The 17,129-nt window shown below is 45.1% G+C and carries 13 protein-coding genes; 4 read left to right on the top strand and 9 right to left on the bottom strand.

Features of this window, described 5'->3' with window-relative positions; translation table 11 throughout:
- Nucleotides 1–56 precede the first annotated feature (56 nt).
- The 3 genes from MHN00_RS06160 to serA all read left to right on the top strand — a co-directional run bounded on the left by MHN00_RS06160 (nucleotide 57) and on the right by serA (nucleotide 3,155).
- The gene (locus MHN00_RS06160) at nucleotides 57–830 is read left to right on the top strand and encodes a 5-formyltetrahydrofolate cyclo-ligase (RefSeq protein ID WP_239300641.1); all 774 of its coding nucleotides are present in this window, start codon (nucleotides 57–59) and stop codon (nucleotides 828–830) included.
- Between the two features lie 90 nt (nucleotides 831–920).
- Nucleotides 921–1,577, top strand: coding sequence for a ribose-5-phosphate isomerase RpiA (gene rpiA, locus MHN00_RS06155; protein ID WP_014950385.1), 657 nt, complete (start codon nucleotides 921–923; stop codon nucleotides 1,575–1,577).
- Between the two features lie 348 nt (nucleotides 1,578–1,925).
- The gene (serA, locus tag MHN00_RS06150) at nucleotides 1,926–3,155 is read left to right on the top strand and encodes a phosphoglycerate dehydrogenase (RefSeq protein ID WP_014980012.1); all 1,230 of its coding nucleotides are present in this window, start codon (nucleotides 1,926–1,928) and stop codon (nucleotides 3,153–3,155) included.
- A gap of 126 nt (nucleotides 3,156–3,281) precedes the next feature.
- Here the strand turns inward: serA and MHN00_RS06145 are convergent, their stop codons facing one another.
- From MHN00_RS06145 to MHN00_RS06115, 7 genes are all read right to left on the bottom strand, one after another.
- Nucleotides 3,282–4,040, bottom strand: a complete 759-nt coding sequence (locus MHN00_RS06145) for a DUF481 domain-containing protein (protein WP_014950387.1) — start codon at nucleotides 4,038–4,040, stop codon at nucleotides 3,282–3,284.
- A 213-nt stretch (nucleotides 4,041–4,253) separates the two neighbouring features.
- Nucleotides 4,254–5,057 carry a DUF481 domain-containing protein gene (locus MHN00_RS06140; RefSeq protein WP_014950388.1) on the bottom strand — a complete coding sequence of 268 codons (804 nt, stop codon included), beginning with the start codon at nucleotides 5,055–5,057 and terminating at the stop codon, nucleotides 4,254–4,256.
- 133 nt (nucleotides 5,058–5,190) lie between these two features.
- Nucleotides 5,191–6,015 (bottom strand): HDOD domain-containing protein, encoded by an 825-nt coding sequence (locus MHN00_RS06135; protein WP_239300639.1) that lies wholly within the window; start codon nucleotides 6,013–6,015, stop codon nucleotides 5,191–5,193.
- Nucleotides 6,016–6,055: 40 nt separating this feature from the next.
- A complete protein-coding gene (locus MHN00_RS06130; protein WP_039228189.1) occupies nucleotides 6,056–6,346 on the bottom strand; it encodes a DUF1289 domain-containing protein in 291 nt (96 codons plus the stop codon).
- A gap of 271 nt (nucleotides 6,347–6,617) precedes the next feature.
- On the bottom strand, nucleotides 6,618–7,328 hold the full coding sequence (locus MHN00_RS06125) for an SIMPL domain-containing protein (protein WP_014977212.1): 711 nt from the start codon (nucleotides 7,326–7,328) through the stop codon (nucleotides 6,618–6,620).
- Nucleotides 7,329–7,491: 163 nt separating this feature from the next.
- Entirely contained in the window at nucleotides 7,492–10,614 is a 3,123-nt protein-coding gene (locus tag MHN00_RS06120; protein WP_239300637.1) for a multidrug efflux RND transporter permease subunit, read from the bottom strand.
- Nucleotides 10,614–11,891 (bottom strand): efflux RND transporter periplasmic adaptor subunit, encoded by a 1,278-nt coding sequence (locus MHN00_RS06115; protein WP_014950392.1) that lies wholly within the window; start codon nucleotides 11,889–11,891, stop codon nucleotides 10,614–10,616. The genes MHN00_RS06120 and MHN00_RS06115 overlap by 1 nt, the downstream gene beginning before the upstream one ends.
- Nucleotides 11,892–12,295: 404 nt before the next feature.
- On the opposite strand from MHN00_RS06115, the gene MHN00_RS06110 reads away from it, so the two are divergent.
- The gene (locus MHN00_RS06110; RefSeq protein WP_239300636.1) at nucleotides 12,296–13,378 is read left to right on the top strand and encodes a LysR family transcriptional regulator; all 1,083 of its coding nucleotides are present in this window, start codon (nucleotides 12,296–12,298) and stop codon (nucleotides 13,376–13,378) included.
- A 156-nt stretch (nucleotides 13,379–13,534) separates the two neighbouring features.
- On the opposite strand, the gene lpdA is transcribed toward MHN00_RS06110, so the two are convergent.
- Together lpdA and aceF are read right to left on the bottom strand one after the other, a co-directional pair.
- Nucleotides 13,535–14,956 carry a dihydrolipoyl dehydrogenase gene (gene lpdA / locus MHN00_RS06105; RefSeq protein WP_239300635.1) on the bottom strand — a complete coding sequence of 474 codons (1,422 nt, stop codon included), beginning with the start codon at nucleotides 14,954–14,956 and terminating at the stop codon, nucleotides 13,535–13,537.
- A gap of 132 nt (nucleotides 14,957–15,088) precedes the next feature.
- Nucleotides 15,089–17,128, bottom strand: coding sequence for a pyruvate dehydrogenase complex dihydrolipoyllysine-residue acetyltransferase (gene aceF, locus MHN00_RS06100; RefSeq protein WP_239300634.1), 2,040 nt, complete (start codon nucleotides 17,126–17,128; stop codon nucleotides 15,089–15,091).
- Nucleotide 17,129: the final 1 nt, after the last annotated feature.

Raw genomic sequence — 17,129 nt, 5'->3', positions numbered from 1 at the left:
TAACAGCCGTGGTAGTATAAGCTAACTCAATTGTAAGACAGGAGAACTCCTCTACCATGTCCCCCTCATCTTCAGGAAGCGGTACTTCTAGATCGTTGACGTCTAACAAGGTTAATTCAACGGAAACGGCTTCAGCACCAGCTTTAGCAATGAAACTAACGCAGATTGCGCCGTCGCAATCCATACAAACAAGCGTTTCTAAAGAAGACATGCAGGCCCGCGCTCAGCTTAGAAAAAAGCTTCGCGAGGCACGCCGAGGGTTAACTAACCAGCAACATACGGACGCCGCTAAGCGTATTTCTTCACGACTACGTACACTGCCCTTTCTTGATAACAGCACGACCATAGCCGGATATTTGGTTAACGATGGCGAGGTCAATTTAACCTATTTTATCGAGTCTATTTGGCAGTCTTCACATGATAAAAAATTCGCTCTACCTGTATTACACCCCGTATGTAAAGGACATTTGTTATTTTTGTCTTATACCCAGCACTCTCAATTGGTGAAGAATAAGTACAACATTGAAGAGCCAGTATTGTCGTGTGAAAACGTCGTTCCTGTTAGGCAATGCGACGTTATTCTTATGCCGCTTGTAGGGTTTGATGTAAACGGCAATCGCCTGGGTATGGGGGGCGGCTACTACGACCGAACTTTGAGTTTTACCCAACGCGCGCCAGATTCACATTCATTTTCGGTTAGTAAAACGCCTAAGTTAGTGGGTATTGCCCACGACATTCAAGAAGTAGATGCTCTGCCCGTTGCACCATGGGATGTCCCCCTTGATGCCATCGTGACGCCCTCGCGCACACTGCAATTCACTAAACCGTGATAGTCATTATAACAAATTGAACATACGAACTTGTGGGTTCACGTGCGCTTATAAGTTACACTTGCGAACACAATAAGTCGGAGAATGACCATGGATCAGAACGCAAAAAAACAAGCCGTAGCCAAAGCAGCCATCGAATATGTTGAAGCAGACAGCATTGTCGGTGTGGGCACAGGTTCTACCGTAAATTTCTTTATTGAAGAACTCGGTAAAATTAAGCACAAAATTGAAGGTGCAGTATCAAGTTCAGAAGCCTCTACCGAGCGTTTAAAAGCCTTAGGCATTGAGGTATTCGAGTTAAACGAAGTCAGCAACCTATCGGTTTATATCGACGGTGCCGATGAAGTGACCGAACACAAGCATATGATTAAAGGCGGAGGCGCAGCACTCACTCGCGAGAAAATTGTAGCCGGTGCGGCGACCACGTTTGTGTGTATTGTTGATGAAAGTAAGCGCGTTCCTGTGTTGGGCTCGTTCCCCCTTCCCGTTGAAGTTATTCCCATGGCTCGTTCTTTCGTAGCACGAGAGCTAGTAAAACTTGGTGGCGATCCTGAATATAGACAAGGTGTTGTCACCGATAACGGCAACGTTATTTTAGATGTTCACAACCTTGAGATTCTGAATCCTCGTGAGCTAGAACAAAAAATAAACAACATACCTGGCGTGGTCACGAACGGCATTTTCGCACTACGAGGCGCGGACATAGTGCTAAGTGCTACAGATAGTGGTGTTGAAACCTTTAAGTGATAACTGAGTAAGACGTATAGTGCGGTGAAAAGCTATACAAAATACTACTTTCAACTTAACGCGTTTTCTGTTAGTTTCCGTTTAGACGTCTAGATGTCCTTGAAAGAAGTTCACTAAGCGTCTTAACTTTTACGTTAGTTAAGGCCAATTCCTTAATAACGAAAGCAATCAACGTAATTATAAAAGCTTGGTAGCAATAATGCCCAAGCAAGGCTTTCAGAGTTGCAAAGCGATGTCGTTGCAGCGCAGGTTATACGCAGCCTTATGTTTAATAATGGCAGGTTTCTGAGAGTCTTGGATTGGCGGTGCAAGCAAACCAAAATTACATCAGTGAGAGATAGCGAGTTCATGAGCAAAGTTTCATTAGAGAAGGATAAGATCCGAATTTTGTTGTTGGAAGGTGTTCACCAAAGTGCTTTGGAGACACTAAAAAGCAATGGGTATAGCAATATTGAATTTCTCAAGACCTCTCTTCCTGAAGACGAGTTAATTGAGAAAATTAAAGACGCCCACTTTGTTGGTATTCGCTCGCGTACTCAAATTACAGAGAAGGTAGTTGAAGCAGCACAAAAGCTTGTGGCCATCGGTTGTTTCTGTATTGGCACCAACCAAGTTGATCTTGAAGCCACCCAACGCCGCGGCATTCCCGTGTTTAACGCGCCATTTTCCAACACTCGTTCGGTTGCAGAACTTGTACTTGGCCAAATTATCCTTTTGCTTCGCCAGGTGCCGAGTAAAAATGCCAAGGCTCACCGCGGTGAGTGGGAAAAAACGGCAGTCGGCTCATATGAAGCCCGTGGTAAGACACTTGGTATCATTGGTTATGGTCATATAGGCACACAGCTGAGTATTCTTGCTGAACACCTAGGTATGCGCGTTCAATTTTTCGACATCGAAGACAAGCTTGTGCTAGGTAATTCTGCCCAAGTAAAATCGCTTGAAAAGCTGCTTAATACCTCTGACGTTGTTTCACTTCACGTTCCTGAAACACCACAAACTCAAGATATGATTGGTGAAAAAGAACTGTCTCAAATGAAGAAAGGCAGCATTTTGATTAACGCGTCTCGCGGTACTGTGGTAGATATCGATGCGCTTGCGAAGGCATTGGAAAGCGGCCAACTAAACGGCGCTGCTATTGATGTATTCCCGGTTGAGCCTAAATCTAATACTGAAGAATTCGAGTCGCCGCTTCGCGCGTTCGATAATGTCATTCTGACCCCGCATGTGGGCGGCAGCACGCAAGAAGCGCAAGAAAATATTGGTATTGAAGTGGCGGGTAAACTCGCGAAGTACAGCGATAACGGTTCAACGCTGTCAGCCGTTAACTTCCCTGAAGTGTCACTGCCAGAACATACTGGTCGTTCACGCCTACTTCACGTACACAAAAACCAGCCAGGTATTCTTACTCAGATTAACCAAGCGTTTGCAGAAAAAGGCATCAACATCGAAGCCCAGTACCTACAAACTAACGCAGAAATTGGTTATGTAGTAGTTGATGTTAAAGAAGACCGTGGTTATGAAGCACTTGCAGAGCTTCAGCAAATTGATGGCACAATTAAGACACGTATTCTTCACTAAGAAGAGTTGTTTTAAGACTAAATAAAAACGCTGCACAATGTGCAGCGTTTTTTTATGCCTGTGATTTTACTTCAATGCGTTGAAGTGCCCAGCCCTACTTCAGTGCGCTGAGCATATAAGGTAGGCTTAGAAGAAGTTGTAAACTAAGCTAACTGCAGTTTCTGTGTCTAGTTTTTCAACGTCGTCGTCAACATTGGTGTTGTGATCAAGTTTGAAAGAAAGACGCATTGAAAGGTTACCGCTGATTGTAGCTGTAAGTGCAGACTCAGCACGAGATTTCGTGTTGTCAGAACCCACTTCGGTACTTACTGTTTGCGTAAATTTAGCCGTATCAGAAATTTTCCAAGAATAAGCTGATGACGCACGAACGATTACGCTGTCAAGATCTTCGCCATCCTGAGTTTCGATGAATGAGTAACCAGGACCAATTGAATATTCAAGGGTGTGGCGCTTGTTCTCAAGTACTTTTTGGTTCCAACCCGCCGCAATAGTTGATTGGTAATTAAAGTTACTAAAGCGGTCGTCTTCATATGAAGCGAAGCCGAATAAACGGTTATCAGGATTTTCTAGTTTGTAGTTACCCTGGGCTGAACCAAAGAACTTCTGTGCAGAAGTAAACTCGATATCTTCTTGCTCGCCTGCATCATTTTCTTGTTGAACAGTTTCCTGTTTGTACAGACCTTTTAAAACGTAGTCGTTACTCCATTTTTCAAGCTCTTGGTGAGCCTGTATACCCGCACTGATTGACGTGGTTTCAGTGTTACCTGAAGTCGAAATAAAACCTAGTTCGCCTTCCATTGTAAAAGGCTTAACTTCATCGTCTTGAGCGAAAGCGGCTGGAGAAAGAGAAATTGCAACTAAAGATGCAAGCACTTGCTTTTTCATTGAACAATCCTATTGATTATCGGTCCATTCGTTGTACTCGATACCTTTTGAACTGCAAGGCGGTACAACACGAGTTTTTAAAGAGATCTGCTAGACAGTGCCGCGAGGCGGCAAGCACTGCAAACAATGGTGCGCAGTGTACATTTTCAAAGCTCTCAGTCAATGCGAACACGGTAAAAAGCCAAAGATAAGCCGTTAATTTACACTAATTGACTAAAAAAACTGATAGACCAGCGCCACGGAGGTCTCTGTGCTTAAGGCTGCAACATCTTCGGCGGTGTCTGTTTCATGGTTTAGTATGAAGGATAACTTCATCGCCAGTGAACCGAATACGTTGGCTGAAAGCGAAGTTTCTGACCGCGATTTCATATTTTCTTCACCCGCCTCAGTGCTAACAAACTGCCTTAACTTGGCGCCTGAGCTCCAGTGGTATTTGTATTCGGCGGACGCTCTTACAATGATGCCATCGTTGACTACGCTTTCATTATCTTCTTCAGCTTCAATAAAACTGTAGCCAGGACCAATGCTATAGCGAAACTCACTGTCTTCACTGCGCCAGAGGCGCTGAGACCAGCCTGCTGCCAGCGAAGCACGGTGATCGTAACCGGTAAATTGATCGTCTTCGTAATCACCGTACATAAAAAGACGGCGACCAGGCGTCATTAGTTTATAGTCGAACTGCGCGCTAGTGAAAAAGCGCTGGGCGCTGATGTCCCGCTCTGTTGTTGGCGTACCGCTTTCTTTATAGAGCAACTCTGCGAAGTAGATACTGCTCCAATTTTCTGTTTCATGGTCCGCATTGACCGCGGCTTTCACACTAGCAGCTGAGGTGTTTCCGGTGTTTACAAGTACACCTAGTTCACCGTCTAGCGTAAAACGAGGGATTTCGTCATCGGTGTCGGGCGTGAAGTCTGCGTGATAGAGGGTTTGTATAAGATCCCTCGCACTTGCGTGCACACACACGCAGCAACAAACAATGCCAACAACAATGCTTGGCCGGAAGATTTTTTTGAACATAATCTGATTTACGTTGAGCTTTATAGTTTTTAGATTACGTCTTAGTACGACGCTTGTTATACCAATCCTCTGGATGAGCTTTACTACATTTTGCTAATTATCAGTAAAGTAACGGAGTTGTTGCACCGAAAGCTCAGTGAATAAGCGACACAATTTTTGCCGTTTCTTGTTCGGCGTATTCAATTGAATTACTTATCACTTCCATGTTGAGACTTACTGTATTGGCTATCTCAGGGGTAAAAAGTTCAATGTCAGCGTAACTTTCTTTATTTAACTGACTTACCGTAATTCGATTTGCTAAACACAGGACGCAGATATCTACATCAGATTTATGTTTAGCTTCATCATTCATGAACGTTACCGGATAGTACAACCCAATAGGTAAGTGCCAATTTTCTAGTATGATACCGCTGCATTGAGCAAACGTAAAACCGAAATGCTCCAACTGATTAACGTGCGGTAACGCGTTCGTCTCAGCATTCAGGTATGACTGATAGCGTTTAGTTTCTTTCTTGGCCACTACCAGTTCACTTAAGTTTTGCAATATACCCATTACAAAGAAGCGTTCTGCTCCGCGCACGTTAAGTCTCATCGCAAGACTTTTGGCCACCATGCCGCAATACACTGATGCATACCAATGTTTGTCTAAATTTATTAACTTAGTATCAAAGCGTTTAAATGCGGTGCTGGCTGTTTCTGCAATTACCAAGTTATACAGGGCCTCGCCTCCAATCACACTGATTGCTTTGGCAACAGATTCTACTTGAGAAGGAAACCGAAACAGCGAGCTATTCGCCAGCCTTAGTACCTTCGCGGTAAGAGAGGGATCAGCACTTATAAGCTCGCCAATATCCTCGGCGCTGGAACGGGGATCGTCTAATGTTGAACGCAGGCGCACGCAAATATCCGGTAACGTAAATGATTTCGCGGCATACGAAACATACTTATCTAACGACATCTAGAAACTCTCAGTCTACTTTTTACAAACTCAAGGCCGCTTATTCTGAACTTGGCGGATCATCAAACAGCGTGAACTGCCCAATTGATTCCCCCAGCTCTTTTTGCTGTTGCTTGCGAGCGCGCGTCAGCACCGCTTTTTTGCGCCGAGCACAGGCGCTGATTATTTTACGTTTAGTTGCATCATCAACCTTAAGCCAGTACAGGCGCTCGTCGCGACTTCGATAGCACCCTTTACAGAAACCCCTTGGACCTGACTCACACACACCAATGCATGGGCTTGGAATTTCAAAAAACTCCAGCTGTTGGGATTGTGATTTTTGTTCCGTCATGTCAGTGGCATAACCTTCAAAAGGTGAAACGAATACCACTTAGGCTGCATTTTCAAGCAAGCAACAGTGGCCACGCTTTAGCTTTATCAATATAAATTAAAACGCATACTCCAACATCTAGCCACTAGACATTAGCAGTAAGGCATTCCAATCATCTAAGCCACGCTGCTTTAAAACTAAGCAATTCGACTCGCAGGCCTTTTCGATATGACAAAGCATAGCACGAAATACGGCCTGTTGACTGCTACACCATGTTCGAAAGCCTGATGCGCTAGTCGATAAGTGTGTATTCGATAGTAGAAACCACGCGCACTTTCTTTATATGTGGATGATGACTATCGCGACTAGAAATACTGAACTGCCCTTGGTTAGCGCGCTTAATTTTGCCCAACGTACTTTTTGAATCTTTGGCAAATTTTTCCGCAACCTCTCTCGCATTGAGCGTAGCTTCTTCAATCATTTCCGGCTTTACTTCGTTTAAGCGGGTAAATACATAGTCGGGCTGAGCGCGGTAGCTTTGGTCTGATAATACAATACCAGTTTTAATTAACTCCCCAATTTGTTGCATAAGCGCTCGCACCTTTTCAACATCATTTGAAAAGACAGTAACGGTTTGAATGGCACTGTAGCGAAATGGCGCTTTTTCACTACTTCCGTATTGTTGCGCCAATTTGTCATTTATTTCAGGCTTTCCAATAGTAATGCTTTCTGCTGAAATGCCCTTCTCTTCTAAAAAGCTAGCCACCTGAAGGCTATTCTTTTCAATATGTTCATACAGTTGAGGTAAGTCATTGCCCGCGTCGACAAATTGAATAGGCCAAATAACCTGATCAGCAATGTATTCTCGCTCTGACAATCCTTTTACGGTTACTACTCTATCCCACGTTTGCATATCGTTCATGGCAGAAGACACCTGAACACCAAGCAAAGACACAGCAACCACCATGCCCATCGCCATTACTATCGCCGCACCTATTTTCATTCGAATCTCCATTCTTTCTGTTTTCAACAGGATACAAGCGAATATAAGCTTTTCGGTTTCACAAAACGAGATAAAAGCTGACCAATGGTGGCAAAAAAAAGGCCACTCAAATGAGTGGCCTAAAGAGCCCCTTAAGAGGGCAACGCTTGGGTAGACGGGAGAGTTAACCTTTACGCTGTATCAGGTAATAAAATACCGGAGTTAAGATAAGTCCAAATACGGTAACACCAATCATGCCTGAGAATACTGCTACACCCATGGCCTGACGCATTTCAGAGCCGGCACCGGTTGATACCGCCATTGGCAGTACACCCATGATGAAAGCAATGGACGTCATTAGTATTGGACGAAGACGTAAGCGACTTGCTTCTTTAATAGCTGAAAGCGCGTCCATCCCCTTGTCTTGTAGCTCTTTTGCAAACTCGACAATAAGAATGGCGTTCTTCGTTGCAAGGCCAACCAGTACAATCAAACCTATTTGGGTAAAAATATTGTTGTCGCCGCCATAAACTTGCACACCAATAAGCGCGCTCAGCAAGGTCATGGGAACAATCAATATGATTGCCAGTGGCAAACGCAGGCTTTCGTATTGCGCGGCCAGTACCAAGAACACTAAAAGCACTACCAATGGAAATACAAACGCTGATGCATTACCCGCTAATATTTGCTGATAGGTGATCTCAGTCCACTCGTAAGTCATGCCAAGTGGTAACGTTTCAGCCAGTATTTCTTCAATAGCTGCCTTCGCTTGGTCAGACGAATAGCCTGGCGCTGCTGCACCGTTTATTTCAGCGGTGACGTATCCGTTATAGTGCATAACACGGTCAGGGCCTGCACTGTGCTCAATGTTCAAGAATGAGCCAAGCGGGATCATCTCACCTTGTGCATTACGCACTTTAAACTGCGTAATGTTCTCAATATCCTGACGGTATTGGGCATCAGCTTGTACATTTACTTGGTAAGTTCTACCGAACAAGTTGAAGTCGTTCACGTATAACGAACCTAAGTAGCCCTGCATGGTGGTAAACAAGGTATCGATGTTTACACCTTGGCTTACCGCTTTTTCACGGTCTACATCCACATCGAGCTGAGGTACAGCAACAGTGAAGCTGGTAAATGCATCGGTAAGCGCTGGGTGTGCCCACGCTTTGCCAATCACTTCTTGCGTTACGCGCTCAAGTTCTTCAAAGCCTAGGTTCCCTCTGTCTTCGACCTGTAAACGGAAACCACCAATCGTGCCTAACCCCATTACTGGTGGCGGCGGGAATATTGCCACAAAGGCACCTTTTATAGACCCAAAGTTCTGGTTAAGCTGTGCAGCAATAGCGCCACCAGATAGATCAGGCGTCGTTCTTTTATCAAAGTCAGTCAGCGTTGCAAACAACACGCCTGAGCTTGGACTATTGGTAAACCCGTTAATATTCAAGCCAGGGAATGCAATTGCATCTTCAACACCAGGGTGTTCCATAGCAATACGAGACATTTCACGGATCACTTCTTCAGTTCTGTCTAAGCTTGCTGCATTAGGCAGTTGAGCAAAGGCGACCAAATACTGCTTATCCTGCGGTGGAACGTAGCCTGTTGGTGTATTGGCAAACTGGAAGTACGTGAGTCCTAGCAGACCCGCGTAAAGCACCATGATGATACTGCTCTTGCGGATAAGCCCACCCACAGCACCAGTGTAGCGCTTTGAGTTGCGGTCAAAGAAACGGTTAAACGGTGAAAATACAAAGCGGCCAAACACTTTATCCATTAAACGGGTTAACCAATCATTCGCTTTACCGTGAGGTTTCAACAGTAATGCAGATAATGCAGGGCTAAGCGTTAACGAGTTAATTGCAGAAATTACCGTAGAGATAGTAATTGTTAGCGCAAACTGCTTATAGAACTGCCCGGTAAGACCGCTCATGAAAGCAGTAGGTACGAATACCGCAGCAAGTACCAATGTTGTGGCAATAATAGGACCGGTTACTTCTTTCATTGCCTGTACGGTGGCTTCAAACGGCGCTTTGCCTTCAGAGATATTACGCTCTACGTTTTCGACAACAACGATGGCGTCGTCTACTACAATACCGATTGCCAACACTAGACCAAACAGCGACAGTGCATTCAGCGAGAAGCCCATTAGCTGCATAAAGGCGAACGTTCCCACTAGTGAAATAGGCACTGCAACGAGTGGGATAATAGACGCACGCCATGTTTGTAAGAACAGTACAACAACAAGTACAACTAACAATACAGCTTCAAGAAGTGTACTAATTACCGCTTCAATCGAACCGCGAACAAATACGGTAGGATCGTAGGCAATTTCGTATTCAAGGCCTTCAGGGAACGCCTTAGACAGTTCCGCCATACGAGCGCGAACGTCATCTGAAATTTGGATTGCATTAGAGCCTGGTGCTTGGAAAACCGGAACCGCTGCCGCAGGGTTATTGTTAATAAGTGAACGCAGTGCATAAAACTCTGAACCTAGTTCGATACGCGCAACGTCTTTAAGACGGGTTATTTCACCATTCTCACCCGACTTAACAATAATATTTTCAAATTCGGCTTCATCTTTTAAACGGCCGCGCACATTGATAAGCAGCTGAAATTCGCTGGTACCCGTAGGCTGTGCACCTAGGCTACCTGCCGCCGCTTGCTGGTTTTGGTCGGCAATAGCTGCTGCCACATCACCAGGGTTTAACTGGAGCGCAGCCAGTTTGTTAGGCTCTAACCATACTCGCATGCTGAATTCACCAGCACCAAACAGGCGCACTTGCCCAACGCCATTGATTCGCGCTAGCTCGTCTTTAACAAACTGATCAGCATAGTTTGAAAGATACAGCATGTCATAACGATTATCAGGCGACGTTAAATGCACTACCATGGTTAAATCTGGTGACGATTTTTCAGTTACCACACCTAAGCGCTGCACTTCTTGAGGTAAACGCGGTGTCGCGCGATTTACACGGTTTTGTACCAGCGTTGTGGCTTCATCAGGATCAGTACCAATGGCAAACGTAATTGTTAGTGTCATACGGCCATCACTGGTTGCCTGTGATGACATATACAGCATGTTTTCAACACCGTTAATTTCTTGCTCTAGCGGCGTTGCAACTGTTTCCGCGATAACTTCTGGGTTTGCACCGGGATAATTCGCAGTTACCACCACGGTAGGCGGCACTACTTCTGGGTATTCAGTGATAGGCAGTTGCCAGACAGCAATTGCACCACCTATAAAAATAAGTAGGGAAAGCACGCCCGCAAAAATCGGGCGGCTAATGAAAAACTGCGAAATGTTCATTACTTAAGACCTGCTGTTGCTGTACCTGTGGCAAATGAACCACCAGATAAAACATCTTCATACTGCGCCATGTTTTGGGTTACTTGTGTTGCATTATCAACACGTGACTGCCAGCTAGATAAGTTTGCCAAAGCATCTTCATCACCCATAGGCACTTCGTTAGCAGCAACTTGGGCACCAGGGCGAACGCGCTGTAAGCCATCAACCACAATGGTGTCGTTTACATTCAAGCCGCTTGTGATGATGCGCATGCTACCCACTTTGTCGCCTAGCTTAACCGCACGGTATTCCACTTTACTTTCGTCGTTTACAACCAGTACAAACTTATTATTAAGATCTGTGCCGATAGCTTTTTCTTTAATAAGAATGCCCTGTTCATCGGTGTCACCTGCCAATTTTAAGTGTGCAAACAATCCCGGAATTAAACGACCTTCTTCGTTATTAAATACGGCACGAACGCGAAGTGTGCCGGTGCTACCGTTAACCTGGTTGTCGATGAAATCAATTTGACCCCAGTGGTTATAATCAGACTCGTTAGCAAGGCGCATCGCTACCGGCTGCTCGCTCACTGCTGTTGAAGCCGCTGATTTATCGGTTAGATAGTTTAGGTAGGTCTGCTCATCAATATCGAAATACGCATATAAACGGTCGGTCGATACGATGCGAGTCAACTCTGTTTGTCCTGCGGTAACAAAGTTACCTTCAGTAATGTTTGCGCGAGAAATACGTCCAGAAATAGGAGCTTCAACACGAGCAAAGCCTCGATTCAGGCGCGCTACTTCAAGTGCGGCTTGCGTTTGGTTTAAGCTTGCAAGCGCTTGGTTTTTCTCAGCTAAACGGGCATCAAGAACTTCTTCAGAAACCGCCTGGGTTTTACGAAGTTTAAAAGCACGGCTATAGTTTTGCTCAGCCAACTGAACGCGACTTTTGGCTTCTTCAAGCTGTGCAGTCAATCGATCAACTTCTGCTTTAAACGTGCGGTTATCAATTAAGAATAAGGTTTGCCCTTGTTCGACATATTCGCCTTCGTCAAATGCAACAAAGTCAATATAGCCCGACACGCGAGGGCGAAGCGCAACAATTTGCGGAGACTCTAAACGACCTGTAAAATTATCCCACTCGGTTAAACGCTGAGACACTACCGTTGCCACATCAACAGGAACACCAGCATTTGCGCCAGCGCTCATTGATTGACTTGGATCCTGCTCGTCACCACCGCATGCAGCGACAAGCGCAGTTAGGCTTACTATTGCCAATAAACGGGTAAAAGTTTTCATTGCAAGATTCTCTTAAAAATTAAACTAAAGTTTGATGCTGTGCATTATGCATCGCCACCAACAATAAAAATAATTATCTTTTTATATGCAACACATCACATGATGTTATATATTGAAGATCGGGCTGACAGAGACAACTGCTTTTAAAGATTTAGAAGAATGGTTTTGCAGAGAAAATGAGAATAACCGTATAAAAAGCGAGAGCTTAGGGAAATCAACGGTTACAGCGATATAGTGTACCAGTGTCGCTCGTCGCATTCATTTGGAAAATAAATGCTTTTAGCTATAACCTATAACTAAACTATGTCAGTTAAATTACATAGCCAAAAAAGAAGTAAACGGCAGCTTTTTTCATCGTTCGGTAGATGAAAGTAGATTGTCCGCAATAGACACCGGAGACAACCATGCGTCCACATGATTTAAATTTATTGATGATTTTTGATGCCATCATGACCGAAGGTGCAATTACCCGCGCAGCTGACAGGCTGTCGATGACGCAACCTGCGGTATCTAACGCACTCTCTCGTATGCGCACAGCCTGGAAAGATGAACTGTTCGTTAAAGACGGCCGTGGTATTCAACCTACCTCATTTGCTAAAAATTTATGGAGCCAGATTCAGGGCCCTTTAGGCGAGCTCGAAGTCGCCGTTAACCCAACTGACTTTAACCCTGCAACAGCTAAGCGTACCTTTCGTATAGCTGCAACTGACAGCATCGTTTCTATGGTGTGGGGGCCGCTCCGCAAAGTTATTGAGAATGAAGCGCCTGGTATTAACATCCATGCCATTCCTAATTACGACATGGAAACCGATAAAATACTCAAAGATGCTGAAGCAGAGCTCACTTTCTCTAAATATCAGGAGCCTGGCTCTGTTATTCGTGCCGAACATGTTCTCGACCCAAGCTGGGTTGTGGTAATGCGCCCCGATCATCCATTAGCAAAATCTCAATTGACCTTGGAAGACTTTGTTGCGGCTGACCACCTTCTAGTTTCTGTTACGGGTGATGTGACTGGCCCTACGGATCAGGTACTGGCGAATTTAGGCCTTAAACGCCGCGTGGCAATGTCAGTAAACCAGTTTTATAACGCTACACCATTACTAAAAGAGAGCAACCTTATTTGTGTAGCACCGTCTTTGGTAATGGAAAAAGAGATTTTCTCAGGGGAATTGGCCGTATTTGAAACACCAATAGAAATTGTCAGCTCTCCGCTATCTGTAATGTGGCACAAACGTCAGGATCAAGACGCGGGCTTACAGTGGCTTAGAGGTCTCGTAGTCAGATTTATTCGCGAGCGCGTACAACGTCATGAAATGCTGCTCTCTCAATGCTGTAGAAAAGCCTATTGCGCCGAAACGGTTAAACGCTTTATGGACCAGCGCAATATGGACTGTGAAGAATTTACGCCAGCGCATTTGAAAACACCCAGCAATGATGAAATGGAAGAAGAACGCGACACTGTAGTGGTTGGAAAAGAAACGGCTTAATACCAGTCTGCTTAGATAACTAACCACTCAGCGAGACTTAACATGTTCGTCATCGCGTCGTGTTACCGCAAGTAAAGTGCTTCTAAAACATTCAAAGCCCTAATAAAAAAACCGCTCAAAGAGCGGTTTTTTCGTAGTTCGAACAAAGAAGCTAATTTACTTCTTTTTCTTTGCTTTCGGGTTTGGCAGGTCAGTAATACTTCCTTCGAAGATTTCAGACGCAAGACCAATTGATTCGTTAAGCGTTGGGTGAGCGTGGATAGTCAATGCTACGTCTTCAGCGTCAGCACCCATCTCAATAGCTAGGCCGATTTCGCCAAGCATTTCGCCCGCGTTGGTACCTACCATAGCACCACCGATTACGCGGCCCGTTTCTTTTTCGAAAATCATCTTAGTCATACCGTTAGTTGCATCAGATGCAATTGCACGGCCTGAAGCAGCCCATGGGAACGTTGCTGTTTCATAGCTTACGCCCTGCTCTTTCGCTTCTTTTTCAGTTAGACCAACCCAAGCAACTTCTGGCTCAGTGTACGCTACTGAAGGAATAGCACGTGGGTCGAAGTAATGCTTCTGTCCAGCAATAACTTCTGCAGCAACGTGACCTTCGTGAACCGCTTTGTGCGCAAGCATTGGCTGACCTACAAGGTCACCGATTGCGAAGATGTGGTCAACGTTAGTACGCATTTGCTTATCAACGTTGATGAAGCCACGCTCGTCAACGTTTACGCCAGCTGCATCTGCGCCAACTAGCTTACCGTTTGGCTTACGACCAACAGCAACAAGTACTTTGTCGTAGCGCACTGGCTCAGCAGGTGCGTTCTTACCTTCAAATGTTACGTACAAGCCATCGTCTTTTGCTTCAACCGCAGTCACTTTGGTTTCAAGCATGATGTTAAACTTGTCTTTGTAGTCTTTCATGAACACTTTCATGATGTCTTTGTCAGCGGCTGGAATTAGCTGATCTAAGAATTCAACTACATCAATGTTCGAGCCAAGTGCTTCGTACACAGTACCCATTTCTAGACCGATGATACCACCGCCTAGTACTAGCATTTTCTCTGGAATGTCTTTCATTTCCAGTGCGCCAGTTGAGTCGATTACACGATCATCTTCTGGGATGAACGGTAGGCTTACTGGCTCAGAACCCGCAGCGATAATTGCTTTCTCGAAAGTAATAGTAGTAACGTCGTCACCATTTTTTACTTCTAGGGTGTTTGCGCCTGTAAATTTACCGAAGCCTTGTACATGCTTGGTTTTACGCATTTTAGACATACCGCTAAGGCCATTTGTCAATTGCTTAACAACGCCGTCTTTGTATTCGCGGATTTTATCTAAATCGATGGTAGGCTCGCCAAACGATACACCGTGGCTAGCAAGGTGCTTCGCTTCTTTCATCACTTTAGCAACGTGAAGAAGGGCTTTTGAAGGGATACAGCCAACGTTAAGACAAACACCACCAAGCGTGTCGCGAGAGTCTACGACAACTGTTTCAATACCTAAGTCAGCCGCACGGAATGCTGCTGAATAACCGCCAGGGCCGCCGCCCAGTACCACCAATTGCGTTTTAATTTCGCTCATTGTGAACCTCAATCCTGTTCTTGTAGGGTCATGCTATTACTTTTGTGTAATAGCATAACCTAAATGCCACCAAATGGGCTTATAAAATCGTCGAAAATGTTACTGATATTGTAAACTTTTTCGACCTTTTATTTAAAGTATGATTCTGCGTAAGTCAGTTAGGTTTGCAGCAACCTCAGTAGAGAATCTTGCACCTACCGCACCATCGATTACTCGGTGGTCGTATGACAGGCTTAGCGGCACCATTAAGCGCGGCTCAAACTCTTTACCATTCCACTTAGGCTTCATCTCAGACTTAGACACACCTAATATGGCGACTTCTGGTGCATTTACAATAGGCGTAAACGCCGTGCCACCAATACCACCTAGACTAGAGATAGTGAACGTTCCACCCTGCATGTCGGCCGCTTTAAGCTTGCCTTCACGGGCTTTCTTAGATGTTTCGATAAGTTCTTGAGACAGCTGCTCAATACCTTTCTTATTCACGTCACGAATAACAGGTACAACAAGGCCTCCCGGTGTTTCAACCGCAATACCAATGTTGATAAATTTCTTAATGATTAAGCTCTCGCCATCATCAGACAGTGATGAGTTGAATACTTCGTATTTCTCAAGCGCTTTCGCTACCGCTTTCATAACGAATACTAGTGGTGTGATCTTAAGACCAGACTTAATTTTCGCGTGGTAAGCGTTTTGCTCTTTACGGAATTCTTCAACTTCAGTGATATCTGCTTCGTCGAACTGCGTAACGTGCGGGATAGTCGCCCAGTTACGGTGTAAGAATGGTCCAGAGATCTTTTGAATTCGAGAAAGCTTTTGTTCTTCAATCTCACCAAACTTGCTGTGATCAACAGGTTTAACTGGCACGATTTGAAGTACGTTGTCGCCCACAGGCGCACTGCCTGAAGCTGCTGCTGTGCGAGGTTTCGCAAGCTCAGCTTTCACATAGGCTTGAACGTCTTCTTTCAAGATACGGTTTTTAGGGCCAGAGCCGTTAACTTGAGTGAGGTCTACACCAAACTCACGAGCAATACGGCGAACCGAAGGAGAAGCATGTGCTTTACCTGTATTCTTGGCTTCTGGCGCTGGAGGCACTGGAGAGCGACCTTGCGAGGCTTCCTGCTGTGACGCTTGTTGAGTCTCGTCTTGCTGTGAGTCTTGTTTAGTCTCTTCTTGCTTAGGCGCTTCAGCAGGCTTTTCAGCTGCACTTGAAGACGAACCACCGCTGGTCTCAAGCTTAACAACCAAGGTGCCTTGCTTAACTTTGTCACCCGCTTTGATAAAGACTTCTTTAATCGTACCTGCATGTGTTGAAGGCACATCCATGGTCGCTTTATCAGTTTCTAGCGTAATTAGGCCGTCTTCTTTTTCAACGGTATCGCCAGCTGATACAAGTACGTCGATAACGTCAACTTCACCGTCTTCACCAATGTCTGGTACAGCAACTTCGATAGTCTCGCTACTTGCAGACGCCGCTGGCGCTGATTCTTGCTTTGCACTTTCCTGTGCAGACGCTTCAGAAGAAGCATCGCTAGACGCCGATTCACTTGAAGACGAGCCTGAACCCGCTACTTCAAGCTTAATAACAACTGTGCCTTCTTTCACTTTATCGCCAGTACTGATGAATACTTCTTTCACCGTACCTGCGTGTGTTGAAGGAACATCCATGGTTGCTTTATCGGTTTCAAGAGTAATTAGCCCATCTTCTTTTTCGATGGTGTCGCCCACTGAAACCAATACGTCGATTACGTCTACTTCGTCGTCAGAACCGATATCCGGAACTGCAACTTCAATCACTTCGCTGCTGCCAGACGCAGCTGGCGCTGCTTCTGACTTGCTTTCGTCTTTTGGTGCTTCTTGCTTAGGTGCATCTTCTTTAGAAGATTCATCTGAAGCGTTTTCTTCAGACGCGCCTTCATCGGCACTGTCACCATTGGCAACTTTCATTTCACCAATCACATCGCCTTCTTTGATTTTATCGCCTACTGATACAGACAGGCTAACAATCTCACCTTCAAACGGTGCTGGGATGTCCATTGACGCCTTGTCACTTTCAACAGTAACAACGCCTTCATCAGCCTCAATGTTGTCGCCTACGGCAACACATAGCTCGATAACTTCAACTTCGTCACCGCCTACGTCGGGTACGATAATCTTTTGAATATCTGACATA

The sequence above is a fragment of the Alteromonas sp. Cnat2-8 genome (assembly GCF_022348355.1).
In the GTDB taxonomy this organism is placed as follows: Bacteria; Pseudomonadota; Gammaproteobacteria; order Enterobacterales; family Alteromonadaceae; genus Alteromonas; species Alteromonas macleodii.
The sequence above is the reverse complement of the archived record's forward strand: the minus strand, read 5'-3'. Positions and strand labels throughout refer to the sequence as shown.